This window comes from Asticcacaulis solisilvae (assembly GCF_052327315.1).
Taxonomy (GTDB): Bacteria; Pseudomonadota; Alphaproteobacteria; order Caulobacterales; family Caulobacteraceae; genus Asticcacaulis; species Asticcacaulis solisilvae_B.
The window spans coordinates 1,586,929-1,604,717 of sequence record NZ_CP166196.1; the positions used below are offsets into that span (position 1 = coordinate 1,586,929).

The following is a 17,789-nucleotide window of genomic DNA, read 5'->3' on the forward strand; positions in this document are numbered from 1 at the left end:
GTGATATTTTTCTGTGTCGATACCTGAACTGACGCTGTGCCACCGCACGGTCTACCAATATAACAGTCCGGTCAGGCTTGAGGCCCACCGGCTGGTGATCCGCCCGCGCGAAGCGCCGACGCTTCAACTGGGCAGGATAAACCTCGCCATTACGCCGGAGGCTGACGTGACCTGGGCGCAGGACGTTTTCGGCAACCATATCGCCACCGCCCGGTTTGACGGCGAAACCGATTATCTGTGTATCGAAGCGACGTCGGCGTTGATCCTGTCGTCTCCACAATGGCCGGTCTTCGCCATCGATCCCGACGCGACGGGTTTTCCTTTTCCTTTGCGTGAGGACCTTCGTGCTGACCTGGGCCTATTGGCGCGTCCGCAATATCCGGACCCGAGCGGCCGGGTCGGCCAGTGGGTCCGAAGCTTTATCGCGAGCCGGCCCATGGATACCCTGACTCTGCTGCAGACCATCAACAGCGGACTTTTCGCGGACATGACCTATGAGGAGCGAACCGAAGAAGGCCATCGCGCGCCGCTCGAAACCCTGATCCTGCGTTCGGGGGCTTGCAGGGACCTCGCGGTGCTGTTCGTTGAAGGTGTCCGCAGCCTCGGTTTCGGCGCCCGGCTGGTATCGGGCTATCTCTACGATCCTGCCGGATGCGCGACCGGTACGACGTCGAAAGGGGCGACCCACGCCTGGGCGGAAGTCTTCCTGCCTGGCGCCGGCTGGATCGCCTTCGACCCGACGAATGGACGTATGGGCGGACATAACCTTATCCCCGTCGGCGTCGGACGTTGTATCGACCAACTGGTACCGGTGAGCGGATCATACCTGGGGGCGCAAAGGGCTTTGCGGGATATGGCGGTTACCGTGACGATCGGTTGATGTCCCCTCAGGCTACTATCCTATATTCATTGCCACCCGGTCGCCATTGTACGCGTTTTCGGCCAGGGCAATGGCAGTGGTCATGACCTTGTCCTGATCCAGCCGTCCGTCCTTATACGCGGCCAGGACAGTGTCGAGATGGGCCAGCAACTGCTCTTGGTCCCCGGCGCGAAGGGTTTCCATGGGGGCAAGAGCGACGCATAGGGCGGCGATGGCCCGGCTGGTATGTGCAGGCGCCGTCAGGCCGGCGAAAAATCGGCTCAGCAGGTCTTCCACGGTGTCGACATATAAGGGGCGGCCAGCCGTATTATCGATGGACATTTTCGTTTTCCTTTTGCCTGCCTGTACGGGTGATTAGGATCACATTATTGACTTGGGGCGGCCGAACCAGCGTGTTGTATGCTGCGGCATCGCGTCCAGGTCGCGGTCGTAGCCACTGCGCAGGCCGGCTTCGCGGACGGCCTCAAGGCTGAGGATCGAAACGATCGGTGGGACATGGATTTGCGACGGCAGGGCGCGGGCGTCGATATCGTACCAGTGGTCGCCCACAATGAATACGCCCGCGCTGGCGCCGTCCCTGTGCACCTGAAGCGGCTGCTCCGTGCCCTCGATCCGGACCCAGGCACTTTCATACAGGCGAAAGCTCATGATCCGCCCTTCGGTTGCAAGGCCAGCAATTCCGCACAGCCGCCGCCTTCGAACACCTCCTGCATAGCGCTGTGCGCGGCGTCCAGAGCTCCCGATCTCGAGACATAGCCGCCCTTCAGCCGCCCGTTGCGGAACACTTCCCAAAGGTCGTCGCGGGGCCGGATTTCGAAGCGGACCGGGATATTGCCGTTCAGGACGCTGTTCTCGCCGGATGTCGGCCAAAGATCGTCCCAGCGCGACACCAGCGACGGCGCGGACGGCTTTTCGCCAAGGCGGATGACTTCGCGCACAAAGCGGGCAGCGTGCGTCGCCGTCGAAATCCGGTCGTACCTCAAACATCCGGCTTGGACGGGATTGTTGAAGGTCGCACTCAGTCTTTCGAGAAATTGCGGTTCGGTTTCGACCATGTGCGCTATTAGCGCCTGCAAAATCTGTTCGTGGGCCAGGACGCGCCGTTCGAGATCGGTATCTTCGGCGCTCATCGAAAGCTGTCTGCGTGGAGCGCGGCAGACGCCCTGTACGGGACAGGGGCGGAATTGTGCGGAAGATGCATTGTGAAAACCCCTTTCAAGGGCAGGTCATCCGTAACGCAGGATTGCGGCGACCTTGGGCGCGAACGCCCGCAGTATTGGACATGGGGATGCGGCAGGCGTTCGGTAAGTCCTGCGGTTGGTTATTTCGCGAAACACACAAAATGTCGTCGCTTTGCACGGGGAATTCCGGCGGCAGCCTGTCGACCAAGGACTCCCGCCAATTCCGTGACCACCCCCAGTGGCCACACACTCCGTCGCGATGACGGGTTCAGGGTGCTTGCACCCTGGTGCCCCCGGTCGGAGGGCTTATCTGTAGTCAATTCAACGGGTTATTTTTACAAACCAAGGGTATGTGTTCGTTGATTTTATTAAGGTATTTGGTAGGCCTACAACCCGGAGAGGACCAATACCGTGCGGCAAGTTTGCAAAGTTGGTGATGTTGTCCAAGTGACGTTTAGCGATGAACGTGCAGCGTCCCTTCGTCAAGACGGCTACAACGTTACGGCGGATTTGCAGACAGGAGTCGTCCTTGAATGCTTTCCGGGCGGCGGATTTTTATTTCGACCGTTTGACACAACGATTGGTGACGTTCCGCTCATTTCGCAGGAAGGCCTGAAGGTCGTTCAGGACGAGGACTTTGATTAGCCCGTCGAATCCCAAACCGCCATTGCCTGTTGCGCTTTTTTTCGGCGGTTGACGTCGCGGATGTAGGGCTCGAGCTCTTTGGTGCTCTTGTGGCCGGATATGCCAATCGCGGTGTCGCTATCGACGCCCAGCTCGATCAGGGTTCGGCAGGCGGCTTTGCGCAGGCCGTGGGGGCCGCGCGTACCGTCGATGCCCGCTTCCTTCGCGTTCTGGCGTATCCAATTGCCAAACCCTTCGGATGTGCGCGCCTTTCTGGTTTTTGGGCTATAAGCGAACATCATCTGCCCCGCCGGCATGCGCGCAATTTCGGCGCGCAGTTCGCTATGGAGGGGGATCCAGACCCGCGTCCCGGTCTTTTCCTGGACAACGCTGATTTCGCCGTCGCGGACGTGCTGCAGCCCCATTTTGACGATGTCCGACCGGCGTTGCGCCGTGTATAAGCACAGATACAATCCCAGGCGTTCCGGCGTGCCCGGTCCCCATTTGGCCTTGTAGCTCTCGATGTCGTAATCCGACCACGGCAGGAATCCGTTGCCTTCCTTCGGCAACTTCACCCGGGCGGCTGGATTATCGCCTCGGAAGCCCTCGGAAACGCCGAAATTAAACAGTGTACGCAGACGCTTTAGTAGCGTCCGGCCGGCGCCTGGCCGATCGGCATAGGCCGCCTTGACCTTGTTGAGATGCGCCGGCGTGATCGCCCGCACCATCACATGACCCACGCCGGTGCGGAAACGCTCGATCTGCTCGCGATACCGCTGTCGTGTGCGAGGTTTCAGGTGTTTGAATTCGTAGCTTTCATAATAACGGGCGCATAGATCGTGGACCGTGCCTTTGATGATCGACTTTTGGCCAGGCAGGGGATCGGCAATGTCAGCGCACGCCGTCTTGGCGGCTTCGTAATTGGCGTCGAATTCATGAGAACCGAATTCGCCGGCGACGGCAATCGCCTTCTTGCCGGGCACGCGGTAATAGTGTCGCGTCTTGCCATGACGATCGCGGAAGCTATTTAGGTTTTTGTATTCCTTGGTTAAACGCGACATCGAACGCCTGATCTGCCTCATTCGCCTCTTTATCGGCTTCGGTTACATCTGGGGCAGCCGGTAGCGTGCCGGCTAAGACCTCAATTACGGTGCCGTCTGGAAACACGGCCCGCGCCGGGATGCCGCTGCGGCCGAGCTGCTTCAAAGCGCGCAGCGCACTGGGAGCGCGTTTTGTCTGGCTCATGACAAACTCCATTTGATAGGCGGAGTCGGGGAGGGCGTCGACGGCAATCGGGCTGGAATTTTGGCGCTCATGTTACGCGGCCTCCTGTTGAAGCATGGAAATTCGGTCTTTTCGGGCAGATTGAAGCGCGTCGAAGTCTGCGCCGGCCACGATCGCCATCAGGACGGGCGTTTCCTGGTCCTCGACGCGGCCGTAGACGCAGGCCTCGACCTGTTCGCGCGGCTGTTCCGGCCGCAGAGCGAAGTGATTGGCCGGCCGATCGAGGTGCTGCTCGAGGACGGTAATCACCTCGTCCGGCGCGGCCGTGCCGAGGTAGTGCCAGAGCTCGGAAGATCCGCGCGGGATATCCGCGCAGCCAGGAGCCCAGGCAGTCAGGTGGACGATGACGCCGATCATCGTAGGATCTTCAACATTCGTTCAAAAAGCTTGGACGACTCGTCCAGCAGCTTTCGGGCTTGGCATAGCTCCGCCAACATTTTCAGATACAATGCGACTAGGACCAGCAGTTCGCCGATGCCGAAACCGAGCAGCATGGCCAACCAGCCGAAGCGTGCGGACACGGCGGCGAATGCCAGGCCGACAACGATGATGAGGGCAGCGTATTTCATGGCCGGCCTCAAAACGGTATGGAGTCGTCCAGATCGACAGCTGTGACCGGCTCGATCGGGATGAAGCGGACGGGCATGGGCTGCCGCGGGGCAATCGCCACGCCGGCGGGCACCAGGACGTAAAACGGGGTGTTGTGGTAGGCCGTGGCGAGGCGCTCGGCTTCGAGCCTAGCGCCGTCGAGCGTTCCGTGCTGGTGGCGCGGATAGGAAGCTTGCGGGTTCCAGACGAGAAAGCCGGGATGCGTCGGCGTGGGAATGATCGTGCCGCCGACAGGACCTTCAGCGCGCGCCGCGTTGAGCAGCGTGTCCAAAAGCTCGGGGCTCATGCCCTGGCTCCAGCACATTACGAACTGAGGCTCGGCCGCGGCTTTCAAAGCGATGGCGTCATAAAGGCGCGCGTTTTCAGGCGACAATGCCTTAGACATTGGTCTCTCCTTCGTTTTTCGGGGAATTTTTCGCGGCGTAAAGCCTGCGGCTGTAGTCGCGGGCGTGGGTCAGGTTCCGCTGGCGCCAGGCGCGCATATAGGCGCGGCGCCCTTCGGGGTCGGTCGCCATGTCGAGCTGGTACTGCAGCTTGGCACGGGCGCGGACGGCAGCCTGACGTTCTTCAGGGGGCTGTGCCATCGGTCAGCCTTCCAGCGCCGACATGTAGAGGTCGATCATCGCCTCCTCTTCGGACAGAGCGGCCTTGTCCGTTTTCCGGATCCTGACCACCTTTCGCAGGATCTTCACGTCGAAGCCTTCGCCCTTCGCCTCCTGGTAAACTTCCTTGAGATCGTTTGTGACGACGGCTTTATCTTCCTCAAGCCTTTCAATGCGTTCCACAAACGACTTGAGGCGGCCTTGGGCGGCGCCGGTGATGACGTCGTCGGAGCTGAAGGACGGCGTGTCGCCGCTGTTGTCGCCGATCGGCGCGGGTGCGCCGCGCGGCTTAGTCGCCGCCGGGCTATGCGCGGCGCATTTGTAGATCTTGCCGGCGCGGCCGAGCGTGCTTTCGGTCCAGCCTGCCGGCAGATCGTCGGCCGTGGTCACGGCATCGCATTTCGAACATTCGAAACGGGGCACAGTTAATGTCCTTTCTTGGTCTGGGCCGCCGCTTCAGGTGTCTTGAACACCCAGCAATGCAGGTGCCTGCCGGTGACCGTGTTGACGGTCGCCTGCTCGACAAAGGGGCGGGATTTTGAGGTTTTGAGGTGGCGTTTCAGCTCGTCCAGCGGCGGGCAGGAGATGTTCTCCTTGCGGCACCGGGCCTCGAACTGCTGAAGGTTGATCGCGATAAGGTCTTTGGACTTGCGGTGCAGGTTGAGCGGATCGTTCGTGAGCTCCAGTTCCTGCGCCTCGAGGTAGGTGAACACGTCCCAGAAGTCCGCGACGATCTTCGGATCGGCCTCAAGCGCCTGGTCACGGTCGACGGCCAGGCGGTCGATATGGGAATGTGTCTTGGTGAGAATGTCGGCCGGGATCTTCATTACCGCGGCCAGAGCATCGAGGCCGGCGTGCAGTTGGGCGAAGGTTTCGCGGATCCGGTTGTTGCGAACCTTGCGGGCGCCTTGCAGGAAGGCCGTCTCGTGGCTGCCGCACACGGCCTTGAACTTGGCCATGTATGCGTCTTCGCGCTTGATGATGTGGACCATGGTCCCGGACACTGAGTCGACCGGCCAGCGCTTGAGGGCCTCCGCCGCCACCTTGGTGTCAGCATTCCAGCCGTCCTTGGTGAACAGCATGTGCATGATGCGCTCCATGACGGCCGGAGACGCGTTGACGGGGTAGTTTTGCTCGATGATCAGGGCGCCGCGGAACGGGGGTTCGTAAGTGTCGTTGCCGTTGTTCTTGACGCCGCGGGAGCGGACAACGCGGCCCTGAAACAACGGCTTGATTTCGTCCCAATCGAATTTACGGCTGTGCCGCGCGTCCTCGTTGCGGTCGCCTTCCATGAAGACGACGGGCAGGTTGGCGACGCGCGCCAGGTTGCGCGCCATTGCCGCCGGCGTCGCCTTGGACGGGTCGAAACCTTCGTAGTTTTCCCGGCCGCACAGCTTCCACAGGAACTCGATCAGGGTCGATTTGCCGGTACCGGGAATGCCGGACATCTCGATAAAGCCGAGCAGCTTGTATTCGGCGCGGATCTGCTCGGCGAAAAACGCCATCACCCAAAAAGTCAGGGTCACGATGCCGTTGCAGCCGAATGCCTGCCAGATCGTCATCAGCCAGCTGGTGTCGAAGTTCTCCGTGTCGTATTCGATCGACAACATGCGGTCGTGTGACCGAAGCTTCAGCTGCACCGGGCCGAGGTCGAAATAGTCTTCCTCCGTGATCGGCAGCACCTTACCGCGATACACCGCCAGGTCGCCTAGCACCCAGGCGCCGTGCTCGCGGCTATAGCCGGTAAAGTCGAGCGTCTGGACGCGCTTGATGCCGCGTTCCCGCTGCTGCGACACGAGGATATCGAGCTGACGGGTGGAGCCCAGCCATTGTGCGCCGGGATCTACGCCGAGCAGACGCTTTTTGAACTCGGCGGCGGCGGCGAGCGTTCCGGCCGTGAAGGTGGCCTTCGTCGGCGGGGCGTCGGTCGGAGTATCGACGCGCAGGTAATAGTGGCTTTCGTCAATTGCCTTGTCTTCCTGGAAGTACAGGATACGGAAAGCGCAGTTGGCGATTTCGGAGACGTTGGCGCAGGCGCGCGCGGCGACCACCTCCTTGACGTCCTCCTTCAGGACGGTTTCGGCGATCTTCGCCTCGTCAAAGCTGGCCCACCAGGTGCGATTGTCGTGGACGAAACTGAAGCTAGACCAGCCGTGCCGCTTCCATAACAGCAGGGCCTTTTCCGTGGCGTTCTCGGCAAGGAGAACCTCGCCGTACCACAGATATGTTTCCAGCCACGGCCGGCCCTTGTCGTCCACGCCTTTGAGGCGGTCGCGCTCGAGGAGGTCGTTCCAGTCGAGCTTGTCCGCTTCGCCTTCGGCGCGGGGTTGGGCGGCGATCGCGCGCCAGCCGTCCTTGATGGCGCGCTCTACGAATTTCCGGGTGTACTCGGTGCCGGCGGCGCCGACGTCGAAGGCGAAGACGAGCTCGGGCAGCGGCTTATTGTCTTCGGCACAGTGCCGGCGGAGCTCGTTGAGGCTCTTTTCCGGGTAGTTATAGACCGACATAGCCGACGTGGCCTTCAGGCCTGCCTGGCGCAACGCCAGGGCGTCGAAGATGCCTTCGGCGATCCAGATCCTGTCCGCCTCGGCGAGCGCCGGCGTGTCCTGGTCAGGCGCGTTCCACCAGAAACCGCCATACGACGCGCCCGGCCGGAATCGTGCCTTCCGGTCGAAGCGGCCGGGCTGGTCGATCAGCCGCTCCCACCAACTGCCGCCGGGCAGCGGAAAGCGGATCGTGGCCGATGTCAGGTTGCGGTCGCGGTCGTGATAGGTCTCCTGGCTATAGCAGCCGCGGAGACCCATCAGATTGATTTTACGGTTGTGGTAAAGGTAGGCATCGGCCGCGGCGTTCGGATCGGTTTCCGTGGCTTTGAAGCGGTTCGACCAGGTGTCGAAGATTTCGGGATAGGCGCCTTTGACGCTGATCTCTTCGCCGCATTTATTGACGCGGCCGCACTTGAGCACCCAGGGGCCTTCGGCATGGGCGAACAGCTCTCGCTTGCCGCACTTCGGACACTTGCCTTGCTGCAGCCATTTGCCCTTGGGCTTCAAGCCGTAGTCGCTCGTTATGCGGGCGAGAACGTCTTTTAAAATGGCGTCTTCCATGGACATCGTGAACGGCAACTTTCAGGCAAAGGGGGAGCGAGCGCGCCCACAGAGGGGCGCGTCCGGTATTTCTGGTTTTCCGGGTTGGTCAGGGCCGCGTGGGCGGCCGAGCTACCGGGTTGATGGGGACGATGGGCAGCGGGAGCGCTGGGGCCGTCGTCCTGGCCGGCCGGTCCTTCAGCCGCAGTTGCGGCAATGAAGTCCGGATCGGGCCTTTGGCGGAGGGCGAAAGCGTGGCGATGAATTCGAGATGAGCTACCCACGTATGACCGCAGTGAACGTCACCGCAGGCGTAGTAGATCTTTCGAAGCGTCGGGCTGACGTCCTCCGATGCCCTGATCAAGGATCGGGACAAGCAGACCGGACACCCCATGCCGGGCAGTCGGGTCTTTTTGAGGAGGCCGTTACCCATAGGGCGCCTCCCCTGTCGTTCGGTACATGTGTTACACCTGCCAGAGTGTTCGGCGACATCGCCGTAGATAAACCGCGGGACTGCGGTTTCTTGGAAAGGCTGACTGCAAGGGCCGTCATCATTTGCGGCCTCCCTTGTTTGTCAGCCTGAATTTCAGGGTGGTCAGGGCCTCGATCGCCTCGTTGCACTCGCGTATCGCGCCCTTGCGGTCTCCTGCGCCGCCGGCCAGGTCGAGCGCGGCTTCAACGGCCTCTGTGCTTTCGCGGAGCGCCGTGCGTGTCACGCGCACCAGGTTCTCCGGACTGTCGTCGTCCTCGACCTGGTCGAGCTCGAGGCGCGCGGTATAGGCTTCGTACAGGGGGGCGCCGTCGCCGCCGGCGCGGCGGAATGCCAGGTCAAGGCGCATCGCGTCCTGCAGGCTGATTTCGCGCTCGGTGTCCGGATCCGCATATTTGCGGATGGTCGACTCCGATTTTTTCAGGACAGCGGCGGCGCCGTCCCAGCCGATCTCGCCGGCGATGCGCGCGAGGGCGCGATATGCGGTCATCGGATGGCGTTGCTTGGTCATGCCGCGTGGGCCTTCAGTTGTGCCAGCTCACCGCGTGCGACGTTGAGGCGGTGCGCAGTGTCGGCCAGTTTAACGACGGTCAGGGCGCGCCGAGCTTCGGCCTCGGCCCAAAGCCCGTAGTAGTGGTCGCGGCTGATCTTGAGTGAAGCAATCTCGGCCTCTGCAGCCGGTATGCCGATGATCGGCGCCGGCGCGGCCGTCGACGTCGGGCCGGGCACGTACGGGCGCCACGCGACCGGCATGGCGGCTGCGTTGTGCCAGGCGACGTTTTCGGCCTTGAGGTTGCGCCAGCAATGCCAGTTTCCGGCGGCGGCTACGACCAGGACGTCGACCGTGTCGCCCGTCTTAAGGCCGAGTTGGTCAAGTCCCATGCCGAAAGTCAGCATCCATGGATTTCCGGCCTGTTGATAAGGCAAGATCATAATTCGCCCCTTGGCAAATCGGTGCCGCCGTCGACGGACGACGGCAGGCGGTTATATTTTCGAGGACAACCATGCGCTTTTTGCGCGGAGGTCATTTGCAGATCAGCACCCAGGCAATCACGCCTAAAACCGCCATACTGGCCGTGCTGAGGATAATCCGGCGCACCAGATGCGCCTTGCCGCCCATGCCAATCGTAAGCGCCACGCTAGCTGGCTTTTGACGGCAAATGGATCGCTGGGAGGCGGTCAATGCACCGCCCCGGGGAACAGGTCCAAATTCGGGTCGTAATTGGCGTATTCGCCAGTGTCCCAAGGCGATAAGGCTTCGCCATCGTCGCCGGCTTCTGCCGCCGTCTTAGGCTGAGGGCGGGGGTAGATGTCCGGACGCAGATCGTGGCGAGAAACGCCCGTGGCCGCTTCGATTGCCAGCACGCTTTCAGCGCGGACGCGGCCCGCTGAAATCCACTTTTGAACGGCAGTCGCCGAGACACCGCCGATCTTACCAAGCTTCGCTTGGGAGCCGGCCAGTTCGAGGGCTCGCATCAGAGCCCCATGAGGAGAGAGATTCGTTTCCATGGTTGCGACCATACAACCAAAGTTGCGAACATGGCAACTACCAAAATGCATTTTACCCCCACAACCAAGGTTGTAGGGTCGAAAAATGATTGATGGTCAAAGAGTCGCGGCGCTTCGAAAAAAGTTGAATCTTTCGCAAGATGGCTTGGCGGAGCTCGTTGGCATGTCCGGGGCCATGATTGGAAAGCTTGAGCGTGGTGAGGCCGCGAACTCGGCAAAGATCTACGACTTGGCGCGCGCGCTGGGGACATCGCCTGCATACCTGTCGAACGAAACAGACGACGACGCCGTTGGCGCACTGCCGAAGCCTACGCCGGAACTCATCGCACAGCAGCTCGACGTCGTGCAGATCCCTGTGCTCGATCTACGTTTCGGGATGGGCGGCGGTGGCTTTGCCGACAGCGTGACCAGTGTTGAAACAATGCCGGTGGGGCGGGAATTTATCCGGATGTTTTCGTCCGCCCCTGTCGACCAGCTCGTGTTCGCCATCGGTATCGGCGATTCAATGTATCCTACAATTCACGATCGCGACGGCCTTTTGATCGACACGTCGCAGCGGGAGTTGCGAATGGTCGATCAGATTTGGGCGCTCTATCATTACGGAATGGGGATGGTGAAGCGCGTCCGGCCGACCGCTGGCGGCTACATCATCAGTTCGGATAATCCACACGTGGCCGACATCAAGGCCACGGATGACGAAATGAGTGTCGTTGGCCGGGTCGTGGCTGCGATCAGAAGGTTCTAATCGGGGAGGGAGCCATGGAGCCGACAATCGAAATGTTCATGGATGCGCGCGACGCTCTCTGCGCGCGGTTGGTCGAGGCACGAACGACAAAATTCGGCAGACCGATAAACGGAATCTCGGTCTATGACGACGCGAATATGATCAATGCCGATCTAGGCCTTGAAGACGCTCCGCCTCTCGTTTTCCACTTTATATACCGTGATGCAAAGGGCGATCTTACCGGGCGTGGCTTTAAGCTGATGCGGCTCGGTGAGAATAACGAAAAGCTGACGGTTGGGGGCATTTGCTATCTACGACATGCGTATCGTCAATTTGTCGCCGCTAACATTGTCGAGCTTACAGACCTCGCCACAGGTGAAGTGTTTGACGACAGCATGTCGTATTTTCGTGCCCATCCCTTCTTGGGCGGCGTCTATACGCGAGCGCCGTCACAGGAAGAACAAGCGCTCAAATCTATGAAGGACGAACTGATCGTCTTGACGTTTGTTTCGGCATCAGATGGTGAGCTCCACGATATAGAGCTAGATGAGATGCTCAAATTCGTTTGTAAAAATTGGGACGAATCACTGAATGAGGCGGTCGTGGCCGCGCGGATTAAGTCGCTCGTACCAGACACTAACGCTTTCATGCGATCAATCCATCGCCTGGAGACGAAACCGGCTAAGGCGCGGGCGCTGCAGCGAGCTCTGCGGGCTGTAGTGGATGCTGACGGCCGCCTGGAACCAAATGAGCAGATTTTCGCGCAGTACGTCGTAGATCGACTCGAAGGTCGCGCTGGAAATTAAATTATGCGCGCGAAACGCATTGTCTTCCGGCCGCGACGGCTTCCGAAAAGTGTTCACCCGGCGCAAGTAAAAGGGCAGACCGTCGAGAAAAAGCCTGAAGCATTAACCCATCTGATCAATTCGACGGCTGGCATTGTCAGCGCCTTTTTGGCTCTTCTTACTATTGCCTCGGCCTGCTACCAGTACGGACTGTTGTCGTACTATGGTATCCGTTTCGAGCGCGTGCCAATTGGACTTTCTGATCTTTCCAAGACTGCTATTGTTTCGTTACCCGCCTGCGCTGTCGTTACCTTAATCGTCATGGCCGTCTTCGTGCCACTGGATTTAATTTGGCAGGTTGTCAAGTTCGCAGATCGAATAGCTAGAGGTCGCTTGGCGACAAGTAAGGTAAAATTCGATGATCCGCTCGCACCAGCGTTGGTACTCCTTACGATCTTGCTGACAATTAAGATATTTTGCCCTAACGTACACGCCGATAGTCTCGGCATTGGCTGGGGCGGCGCCACGTTGCTTTTGTATATCGCGTTCTCGGTCAATGATGGCGCGCGAAAAGCAGGAAAATCTCCCTCGCCACAGAGTAGCTTGTTCGCCTTCTCTGTATATTTCCTGGTCATCAGTTTCTCTGCCGGTTGGCTCAGTGCATTTCAAGCGCAAACGGGTGATGTAACGACGATTACCCGCTCGGGCAGCCCAAATCCGATTCCGCTGAAGGTTATTGCGCAATATGAAAAAGGTGTTCTGGTCGATGTCGGTGCCAAAGCAACGTTTATTCGATGGGATGACATCGCATCGTTAGACGTTGGCGAGGTAAAGCCGCCAGATGCTTTGAACTTGGTTCACTAACTCGCCTTCTTAAACAACTCCGGGATCTTCACGGCCTCGACCACTTCGGACGCCATATGCATCAGCTCCGGGTCGAATTCCCGATCTTCGAACACTGCATAGTGCTTTAACTTGCCGCGCGCGTCGTGACCCCAAAAATAGCTGTAGGGCGGGCTTTGTGGGAAGATCGCAATGCCGGGCGCCAGGTCCATCCGCATCATGCGGCCTTTTTCGGGGCTGATCAGAAAACATTCGCAATACCAGTCGAAGTCCTGGTCGGTCAGGCAAAGTGTCAACGGTTCGCGCAGGCCGCGGCCGATTGCCGCCTCAAGGCTGCACCAAATCCGATAATAGACACGGCTTACCGGGCTATCGATGCCGCGTAGCGACAGATGCGACTGGTAAACCTGCCAGGCCTTCTCCAACTCGGTCCCAAGGTTCATTTTAAACACCACCACGCTTTTTGCATTCTTATGTTCTTATTATGTTCTCATTGTGCGAGTCGTCAAGAGGGGTACGGAAGTGCAGCGTTGACGGTATTGGCGATTCGATTGAACGTCTTGGCAACTGGAGTTACGAAATGGATATCGAGTTGGAAGAGGCGAAGGCTGCTATGGTTCGTTTTGTCACAGCTCTGGCAAGAGCCCATGCCCTTCGTGATCACGAGCAGTGGCTTGCGGAGCACAGAGCAAGGATCGGGCAAGAAGCCAGGCAAAAGGCATAGCAATGCGTAGAGACATGGACCTAATCCGCGCGTTGCTGCTGAAACTCGAGGGCGGCAGTTTCGAGCCCGGCTCGACTCACGACATTTGGCCTGGCGACGACGAGGTCGCGATTGAAGGCTACAGCTTCGATCAGATCCACTATCACCTGTTGCTATTGGAAGATTCTGGCTACATCAAAACAGGTGGTTGGATGTCGAGCGGCTCCCTAATCTATAAAGGTCTCACGTCGGCGGGCCACGACTTCTTGGACAGTGTGCGCGATCCGGAAATTTGGCGAAGCACTAAATCCAAAATTGGTAAGGTCGCGGGCGTTACTCTCGACGTCGTCAAAGATGTGGCAGTTGACCTTATCAAGCATGCTCTAGGCCTCTAAGGGCCGGTTTCGAACTGCACATCCGAAGTCAGCCCGCCGCTACCGTCGACGGTGTGACTGATCTCGGAGATCAGCCATTTTTTCCCGTTGATCTCGGCCTTGAAGCCGGTGACCGATCCTGACCGCTCCGGATATAGATCCGGACGGCCCAGGGGCAGCGGAAACGACAGTTTCGCGCCGGCGCGTTCCATCTTCGTATTCTCGGCCGCGACGGCATGCTGCGCGCTTTTTTCGCTGGCATAGACGCGGCGCAGCTTCTTCGCCGGGCCGGACGTTGTGCCGCCTGCAGAGACGGTTTTACGGGTTGCGCTGCCCTTGTCATGGTAGACCGCCTCGACGCCGTTGTACTGGTCGCGCTGGGCACGTTCATAGCGCGCCTTGCCGGCTTCCGACCGGTCGATTGAGAATAGGGGCAGCGCGCTGCCCTTGCCCGTCTTGCCGCCGCCGATCGGCGCGAACAACAGGTAACCGGCCTTGACCGTAGCGACGGCATCGAAACGCCGGCCGAGCGCCTTCAGGAGCGCCGCATCCGATTTCAGGCCATAGCCTAGCGCCGGGATTTCCTTGGCGCCGAGATCCGTGTCCACTTGCGGCTGCAGGCCGTTGTCAGAGGCCACGGCCGCTAGGACGGCGCCGACCGTGGCGTTGACGAAGGAGCGCTCGCGGCGAACGCGAAAGGTGTCCGTAAAGTCGGCCGACCGTGCGCGCACGGTGATGATGTCGGGAGGGCCGGTCCATCCCGCCTCGTCCACGGTGAAGGTGCCTTTGTCGACCAGGCCGAGCGGCAGGCCGGAGCCGGCCTCCCAGCCGATGAAGACGCGCAGCTTGGCGCCGCGCGGCGGAATGTCGAGCAGTTGGTCGGAGTCGTTCAGCGTCAGATCGAGCTCGTCGGCCTCGTCGCCGCGCTTTTCCCGGATGGTCAGGCTGATCAGCCGCGGCTTGATCTTGTCGGTCAGATCCTTGCCGTCAAGCGTCACCTTCCATGCCGCCTTCGGCAGTTGGAACTTAGGCATCGCTCACGCGCTCGAGCTCGATGGTGAACTCGCCTTTCCGGGCTACGCCGTCGACAAAGAAAATCGACCTGTTGTCGCTGAGGCTGTTGATGATCCAGGAGCCCATGACGTTACCCAGGCCGTCCAGCATCAGGTAGGACTGGCCGGCGTCGGCCATCGACCGGATGGTGTCAAGCGAGCTGAACTTGCCGGCAAGCGACGGGTACAGGGCGCCAGTCAGCGTTATCTTGTCCGTGCCTGGTCCGAGGTACTGGACGGCCGGACGCGCGCGGAATCGATCGCCCTTGCCGTAGCGCCACTCGGTTTGTCGGGCCAGCTCCTGGTAGGGCAGCGTGCCGATTTCAAAGCCGAAAAGGCCGAGGGTCATCATCATGCGTCGTCATCCTCATATGCGGAGCGGGTGCGGGCGGCTTTCTCGCGGGCATGGCCGAGCAAGGCGTCTTTGATGGCTTCGCCGATATCGCTGGCCGATTGTCCTGCTGCGGCATGCACAACGATCGCGCCGGCGCCGATCTGGATGATGACGCCGCCGCCGCCAGTACCGCCGTAGGCGGACGCGCCCGCGCCACCACCACGCGGCTTAAATCCGCCAGCGCCTGCAACGCGAGCCGCCATGTCCCTGGCGCTGGCGATTGGATCTCCGGCGCCGTTGTCGATGCCGCGGCTAAGGCCGGCCGTGATGTGCCCGCCCATGGCCATGAAGACGCGGGACGGCGATTTGATGCCCAGGACTTTTTTGAAGTAGTTGACGCCGGCCATGGCGACCTTGCCCATGGCCATGATCAATAGGGGTATGCCACCAATAAGGCCGGACGCGAGGCCTAACAGGACATTTTTACCGACGTCGAGCCAGTTGATCGACCCGAAAAAGTTTTCCAGCTTTTTCCAGACGCCTCCCACGATCGTCTGGATTTGCTTCCAGTGGGTGAAAGCGTAGACGACGCCGGCGATGACGGCCGCGACGGCGACACAGGCGGCAATCACCGCGAGGATCGGCCAGGCCACTGCCCAGACGCTGACGGCCGTGGCCCACATCGACGCCATGAAAGGACCGTTTGCCGCCGTCATCAGAGCGGATCCTGCCGCCCATATCCGGGCGAACACGCCGACCTTCTGCATCCACAGCATGGCGTTATAGAGCTTGATGGCCGGGCCGATCGTGGCGCCGAAGGCCAGCCGGGCACCGCCGAGCACAAGGTTCAGACCTGCGATTGCTGCAACACCGTTGACGATAACACCGGTCAGCATGGGGTGTGCCGAAGTCCACTTGAACAGGCTGTCTGTCACCCGAAGTACCCGGTCGCTGAGGGCCACAGCAGTCGGAAGCAGCTTATCGCCGGCGACGATGGCTAAGTTCTGCAGGTTGCCTATTAAGGCGCGCGCTTGAACACTCGCATTTTGACTGCGTAGCGCGAAGTCGGCGTCGATTGTGCCCTTGGCATTTAAGGCTTCCGCGCGGATTTTCCGGTATTCGTCAAGGTTCTGGATTAGAGGGCGAAGCGCGGAGGCGGCTTCCTGATTGGTGAAGATCTGGCCGACTTTAGACAGGTCACCTTTCGTCGCCTTGTTCGTCAGCTCCGCGATGGCTTCCAGCGGCGTTTTGCCTTCCGCATAGGCTTTCTTCATGGCCTTCGGCAGGTCGATGCCGAATTCCTTGAACTTCTTGATTGTCACGGAAGCATTGATCTTCGTCAGAAGATCCTGGACGTTCGTTGCTGCGGATGCGGAATCGCCTGCGCCTGTACGCGCGATCTGCAAGGCGGCGGCAAGATCCGCGACGACCGGCACGCCTTTTTGTCCGAGCGCCTGCGCTTGGGCTGTTAGGGCTGGGAAGTATTGTGCCATGTCGGCAATTTCGAAGTTGCCGTCCTTGCCGGCCTTCGACATGGCATCCAGGGCTAGACCGACCTGATTAACAGGGACTTTGAGGTTTGAGACAGCAGCGAAGCTTGCGCGAGACAAATCCTCAATCTGGGCACGGTAGGCCGTGGCGGCGCGGCCGATCGGGCGCAACATCAGAATTGCTGTCCGTGGATCCATGCCTGCGCCGGCGAGGAAGTCTTCGCCGGCGCGCATAGATTCCGGAAGCTGTTTCGCCGCGGCAGCTGCAGCGATGATGTTCGTCTTCAGGCGCGCAGTGTCCCTCGCCGACAGGTCAGCCTTCTGCTGAATATCCGTCATGCCGTCCTGGAAGTCGGCAGCCTGCTTTACAGCGAGTGCGAGCGGCAGGCCCATCGCGGTGCCGGCCGCGATGTTCTTTTGCCCAGCCTCGGTGGCCGCATCGCCGCGAGCTTTCCATTTGGCCAGGCGTTCGACCGCCTGTTTCTGGACGTTGAGCTTGGCCGTTGTCGCGGCGATCTGGCGCTCAAGGCGAGCCTGTTGCGCCGTTAGAGCGCCGTCGGCATCACCCGTCTCGGCGATCTTCGCCTTGAGCTGCGAAAGCTCCTTGCGCTGTGCAGAGTATTCCGCCTTCAGCGCCTTGAGCTTGCCCTTGGCGCCGTCGCTGGCACCCATCACGGACTTGAGCATGCCGGTAACGCCATCGACGCCCTTCATGACCAGGGTCAGGGCAAGGCGGCGCGAGTCGCTCATTTTTCGGTCCTGTTCATCTGGTTCCAGCGCGAGACAGCCTTTTCGCGCCAGCGGCTAAGGTCTTCGAGCGACATCGCCTCCATCTTTTCCGGATCCCAGTGAAAGATGACGGCGATATCGCTCATCAGGTCTTCAACATCTGCTCCGCTAAAGCCCGCTGCGCAGGCGTGAGCAAAAAACTCATCACGTGCCCCGACAACTCGGCCAGGTCGGCCGGGTCCAAGGCCTCGACCTCGGGCTGTGTCAGGCTGGGCACCGTTATGCGCGGCAATACCTTCAGTACGTCGTCGACCTGGCCGTTGAGCAAATTTGCGGTCGAGCAGCCGCGCAGCTCGCCGGCGCCGGGCTTGCGAAGGCGGATCGAGCTGATGGTCGTTTCGCCGCGCTTGATCGGCTCGACCAGGGGGATGTCGTCGGTCATGGCCGGTGAGTTGGTGGTGTTCTGAGTTTCCAAGGTGATCTCCGAAAA

26 protein-coding genes are annotated in these 17,789 nt (G+C 60.3%); 5 read left to right on the forward strand and 21 right to left on the reverse strand.

Annotated elements, in window-relative coordinates; translation table 11 throughout:
• The first annotated feature begins 13 nt into the window (after window positions 1-13).
• Complete coding sequence (locus AB8717_RS07190) at window positions 14-880, forward strand: transglutaminase family protein (RefSeq protein WP_443750350.1); 867 nt, start codon at window positions 14-16, stop codon at window positions 878-880.
• Window positions 881-895: 15 nt separating this feature from the next.
• On the opposite strand, the gene AB8717_RS07195 is transcribed toward AB8717_RS07190, so the two are convergent.
• The 15 genes from AB8717_RS07195 to AB8717_RS07265 form a co-directional block, all read right to left on the reverse strand.
• On the reverse strand, window positions 896-1,201 hold the full coding sequence (locus AB8717_RS07195; protein WP_443750351.1) for a hypothetical protein: 306 nt from the start codon (window positions 1,199-1,201) through the stop codon (window positions 896-898).
• Window positions 1,202-1,240: 39 nt separating this feature from the next.
• Window positions 1,241-1,528: a hypothetical protein gene (locus AB8717_RS07200; RefSeq protein WP_443750352.1), complete on the reverse strand. Its 288-nt coding sequence runs from the start codon at window positions 1,526-1,528 to the stop codon at window positions 1,241-1,243.
• Window positions 1,525-2,010 carry a hypothetical protein gene (locus AB8717_RS07205; RefSeq protein ID WP_443750353.1) on the reverse strand — a complete coding sequence of 162 codons (486 nt, stop codon included), beginning with the start codon at window positions 2,008-2,010 and terminating at the stop codon, window positions 1,525-1,527. The genes AB8717_RS07200 and AB8717_RS07205 overlap by 4 nt, the downstream gene beginning before the upstream one ends.
• Before the next feature lie 692 nt (window positions 2,011-2,702).
• A complete protein-coding gene (locus AB8717_RS07210; RefSeq protein ID WP_443750354.1) occupies window positions 2,703-3,746 on the reverse strand; it encodes a tyrosine-type recombinase/integrase in 1,044 nt (347 codons plus the stop codon).
• On the reverse strand, window positions 3,709-3,930 hold the full coding sequence (locus AB8717_RS07215; protein WP_443750355.1) for a hypothetical protein: 222 nt from the start codon (window positions 3,928-3,930) through the stop codon (window positions 3,709-3,711). Before AB8717_RS07215 ends, AB8717_RS07210 begins: the two co-directional genes overlap by 38 nt.
• A gap of 72 nt (window positions 3,931-4,002) precedes the next feature.
• The gene (locus tag AB8717_RS07220; RefSeq protein WP_443750356.1) at window positions 4,003-4,326 is read right to left on the reverse strand and encodes a hypothetical protein; all 324 of its coding nucleotides are present in this window, start codon (window positions 4,324-4,326) and stop codon (window positions 4,003-4,005) included.
• Window positions 4,323-4,538, reverse strand: a complete 216-nt coding sequence (locus tag AB8717_RS07225; protein ID WP_443750357.1) for a hypothetical protein — start codon at window positions 4,536-4,538, stop codon at window positions 4,323-4,325. Before AB8717_RS07225 ends, AB8717_RS07220 begins: the two co-directional genes overlap by 4 nt.
• An 8-nt stretch (window positions 4,539-4,546) precedes the next feature.
• Entirely contained in the window at window positions 4,547-4,963 is a 417-nt protein-coding gene (locus AB8717_RS07230) for a hypothetical protein (RefSeq protein ID WP_443750358.1), read from the reverse strand.
• A complete protein-coding gene (locus AB8717_RS07235; RefSeq protein WP_443750359.1) occupies window positions 4,956-5,162 on the reverse strand; it encodes a hypothetical protein in 207 nt (68 codons plus the stop codon). The genes AB8717_RS07230 and AB8717_RS07235 overlap by 8 nt, the downstream gene beginning before the upstream one ends.
• 3 nt (window positions 5,163-5,165) lie before the next feature.
• On the reverse strand, window positions 5,166-5,447 hold the full coding sequence (locus AB8717_RS07240) for a DUF2312 domain-containing protein (RefSeq protein ID WP_443750868.1): 282 nt from the start codon (window positions 5,445-5,447) through the stop codon (window positions 5,166-5,168).
• Between the two features lie 158 nt (window positions 5,448-5,605).
• Entirely contained in the window at window positions 5,606-8,287 is a 2,682-nt protein-coding gene (locus AB8717_RS07245; protein WP_443750360.1) for a toprim domain-containing protein, read from the reverse strand.
• 88 nt (window positions 8,288-8,375) lie between these two features.
• The gene (locus AB8717_RS07250; RefSeq protein WP_443750361.1) at window positions 8,376-8,699 is read right to left on the reverse strand and encodes an ogr/Delta-like zinc finger family protein; all 324 of its coding nucleotides are present in this window, start codon (window positions 8,697-8,699) and stop codon (window positions 8,376-8,378) included.
• 118 nt (window positions 8,700-8,817) lie between these two features.
• Window positions 8,818-9,267 carry a hypothetical protein gene (locus tag AB8717_RS07255; RefSeq protein WP_443750362.1) on the reverse strand — a complete coding sequence of 150 codons (450 nt, stop codon included), beginning with the start codon at window positions 9,265-9,267 and terminating at the stop codon, window positions 8,818-8,820.
• On the reverse strand, window positions 9,264-9,689 hold the full coding sequence (locus AB8717_RS07260; RefSeq protein ID WP_443750363.1) for a hypothetical protein: 426 nt from the start codon (window positions 9,687-9,689) through the stop codon (window positions 9,264-9,266). Before AB8717_RS07260 ends, AB8717_RS07255 begins: the two co-directional genes overlap by 4 nt.
• 246 nt (window positions 9,690-9,935) lie before the next feature.
• Complete coding sequence (locus AB8717_RS07265; protein ID WP_443750364.1) at window positions 9,936-10,265, reverse strand: transcriptional regulator; 330 nt, start codon at window positions 10,263-10,265, stop codon at window positions 9,936-9,938.
• An 85-nt stretch (window positions 10,266-10,350) separates the two neighbouring features.
• On the opposite strand from AB8717_RS07265, the gene AB8717_RS07270 reads away from it, so the two are divergent.
• Genes AB8717_RS07270 through AB8717_RS07280 form a run of 3 tightly spaced genes read left to right on the forward strand, consistent with a single transcriptional unit; the run spans window position 10,351 to window position 12,638 of the window.
• Window positions 10,351-11,010, forward strand: a complete 660-nt coding sequence (locus tag AB8717_RS07270; protein ID WP_443750365.1) for an XRE family transcriptional regulator — start codon at window positions 10,351-10,353, stop codon at window positions 11,008-11,010.
• A gap of 14 nt (window positions 11,011-11,024) precedes the next feature.
• The gene (locus AB8717_RS07275; protein WP_443750366.1) at window positions 11,025-11,795 is read left to right on the forward strand and encodes a TerB family tellurite resistance protein; all 771 of its coding nucleotides are present in this window, start codon (window positions 11,025-11,027) and stop codon (window positions 11,793-11,795) included.
• 3 nt (window positions 11,796-11,798) lie between these two features.
• On the forward strand, window positions 11,799-12,638 hold the full coding sequence (locus tag AB8717_RS07280; protein ID WP_443750367.1) for a hypothetical protein: 840 nt from the start codon (window positions 11,799-11,801) through the stop codon (window positions 12,636-12,638).
• Here AB8717_RS07280 and AB8717_RS07285 read toward each other — a convergent pair.
• Entirely contained in the window at window positions 12,635-13,060 is a 426-nt protein-coding gene (locus tag AB8717_RS07285) for a hypothetical protein (protein WP_443750368.1), read from the reverse strand. The two genes, AB8717_RS07280 and AB8717_RS07285, sit on opposite strands and share 4 nt — an antisense overlap.
• A 283-nt stretch (window positions 13,061-13,343) precedes the next feature.
• Between AB8717_RS07285 and AB8717_RS07290 the strand changes: the two genes are divergently transcribed.
• Window positions 13,344-13,715 (forward strand): DUF2513 domain-containing protein, encoded by a 372-nt coding sequence (locus AB8717_RS07290; RefSeq protein ID WP_443750369.1) that lies wholly within the window; start codon window positions 13,344-13,346, stop codon window positions 13,713-13,715.
• On the opposite strand, the gene AB8717_RS07295 is transcribed toward AB8717_RS07290, so the two are convergent.
• From AB8717_RS07295 to AB8717_RS07315, 5 genes are read right to left on the reverse strand one after another with little or no spacing between them, the layout of a single operon-like run.
• Window positions 13,712-14,728, reverse strand: a complete 1,017-nt coding sequence (locus AB8717_RS07295; protein WP_443750370.1) for a phage late control D family protein — start codon at window positions 14,726-14,728, stop codon at window positions 13,712-13,714. The two genes, AB8717_RS07290 and AB8717_RS07295, sit on opposite strands and share 4 nt — an antisense overlap.
• Window positions 14,721-15,101, reverse strand: coding sequence for a phage tail protein (locus AB8717_RS07300; protein WP_443749693.1), 381 nt, complete (start codon window positions 15,099-15,101; stop codon window positions 14,721-14,723). Before AB8717_RS07300 ends, AB8717_RS07295 begins: the two co-directional genes overlap by 8 nt.
• Complete coding sequence (locus tag AB8717_RS07305; RefSeq protein ID WP_443750371.1) at window positions 15,098-17,320, reverse strand: phage tail tape measure protein; 2,223 nt, start codon at window positions 17,318-17,320, stop codon at window positions 15,098-15,100. The genes AB8717_RS07300 and AB8717_RS07305 overlap by 4 nt, the downstream gene beginning before the upstream one ends.
• The gene (locus AB8717_RS07310; RefSeq protein WP_443749695.1) at window positions 17,317-17,445 is read right to left on the reverse strand and encodes a GpE family phage tail protein; all 129 of its coding nucleotides are present in this window, start codon (window positions 17,443-17,445) and stop codon (window positions 17,317-17,319) included. The genes AB8717_RS07305 and AB8717_RS07310 overlap by 4 nt, the downstream gene beginning before the upstream one ends.
• Complete coding sequence (locus AB8717_RS07315) at window positions 17,445-17,774, reverse strand: phage tail assembly protein (RefSeq protein ID WP_443749696.1); 330 nt, start codon at window positions 17,772-17,774, stop codon at window positions 17,445-17,447. The genes AB8717_RS07310 and AB8717_RS07315 overlap by 1 nt, the downstream gene beginning before the upstream one ends.
• Between the last annotated feature and the right edge of the window lie 15 nt (window positions 17,775-17,789).

Excerpts from the sequence above, each read along its gene's own strand:
- AB8717_RS07235 (WP_443750359.1), bottom strand. The coding sequence starts at position 5,162 with ATGGCACAGCCCCCTGAAGAACGTCAGGCTGCCGTCCGCGCCCGTGCC.
- AB8717_RS07300 (WP_443749693.1), bottom strand. The coding sequence starts at position 15,101 with ATGATGATGACCCTCGGCCTTTTCGGCTTTGAAATCGGCACGCTGCCC.
- AB8717_RS07260 (WP_443750363.1), bottom strand. The coding sequence starts at position 9,689 with ATGATCTTGCCTTATCAACAGGCCGGAAATCCATGGATGCTGACTTTC.
- AB8717_RS07295 (WP_443750370.1), bottom strand. The coding sequence starts at position 14,728 with ATGCCTAAGTTCCAACTGCCGAAGGCGGCATGGAAGGTGACGCTTGAC.
- AB8717_RS07215 (WP_443750355.1), bottom strand. The coding sequence starts at position 3,930 with ATGAGCCAGACAAAACGCGCTCCCAGTGCGCTGCGCGCTTTGAAGCAG.
- AB8717_RS07285 (WP_443750368.1), bottom strand. The coding sequence starts at position 13,060 with ATGAACCTTGGGACCGAGTTGGAGAAGGCCTGGCAGGTTTACCAGTCG.
- AB8717_RS07230 (WP_443750358.1), bottom strand. The coding sequence starts at position 4,963 with ATGTCTAAGGCATTGTCGCCTGAAAACGCGCGCCTTTATGACGCCATC.
- AB8717_RS07265 (WP_443750364.1), bottom strand. The coding sequence starts at position 10,265 with ATGGAAACGAATCTCTCTCCTCATGGGGCTCTGATGCGAGCCCTCGAA.
- AB8717_RS07290 (WP_443750369.1), top strand. The coding sequence starts at position 13,344 with ATGCGTAGAGACATGGACCTAATCCGCGCGTTGCTGCTGAAACTCGAG.
- AB8717_RS07255 (WP_443750362.1), bottom strand. The coding sequence starts at position 9,267 with ATGACCAAGCAACGCCATCCGATGACCGCATATCGCGCCCTCGCGCGC.
- AB8717_RS07275 (WP_443750366.1), top strand. The coding sequence starts at position 11,025 with ATGGAGCCGACAATCGAAATGTTCATGGATGCGCGCGACGCTCTCTGC.
- AB8717_RS07220 (WP_443750356.1), bottom strand. The coding sequence starts at position 4,326 with ATGATCGGCGTCATCGTCCACCTGACTGCCTGGGCTCCTGGCTGCGCG.
- AB8717_RS07225 (WP_443750357.1), bottom strand. The coding sequence starts at position 4,538 with ATGAAATACGCTGCCCTCATCATCGTTGTCGGCCTGGCATTCGCCGCC.
- AB8717_RS07200 (WP_443750352.1), bottom strand. The coding sequence starts at position 1,528 with ATGAGCTTTCGCCTGTATGAAAGTGCCTGGGTCCGGATCGAGGGCACG.
- AB8717_RS07270 (WP_443750365.1), top strand. The coding sequence starts at position 10,351 with ATGATTGATGGTCAAAGAGTCGCGGCGCTTCGAAAAAAGTTGAATCTT.
- AB8717_RS07310 (WP_443749695.1), bottom strand. The coding sequence starts at position 17,445 with ATGAGCGATATCGCCGTCATCTTTCACTGGGATCCGGAAAAGATGGAG.
- AB8717_RS07280 (WP_443750367.1), top strand. The coding sequence starts at position 11,799 with ATGCGCGCGAAACGCATTGTCTTCCGGCCGCGACGGCTTCCGAAAAGT.
- AB8717_RS07250 (WP_443750361.1), bottom strand. The coding sequence starts at position 8,699 with ATGGGTAACGGCCTCCTCAAAAAGACCCGACTGCCCGGCATGGGGTGT.
- AB8717_RS07245 (WP_443750360.1), bottom strand. The coding sequence starts at position 8,287 with ATGGAAGACGCCATTTTAAAAGACGTTCTCGCCCGCATAACGAGCGAC.
- AB8717_RS07205 (WP_443750353.1), bottom strand. The coding sequence starts at position 2,010 with ATGAGCGCCGAAGATACCGATCTCGAACGGCGCGTCCTGGCCCACGAA.
- AB8717_RS07305 (WP_443750371.1), bottom strand. The coding sequence starts at position 17,320 with ATGAGCGACTCGCGCCGCCTTGCCCTGACCCTGGTCATGAAGGGCGTC.
- AB8717_RS07210 (WP_443750354.1), bottom strand. The coding sequence starts at position 3,746 with ATGTCGCGTTTAACCAAGGAATACAAAAACCTAAATAGCTTCCGCGAT.
- AB8717_RS07195 (WP_443750351.1), bottom strand. The coding sequence starts at position 1,201 with ATGTCCATCGATAATACGGCTGGCCGCCCCTTATATGTCGACACCGTG.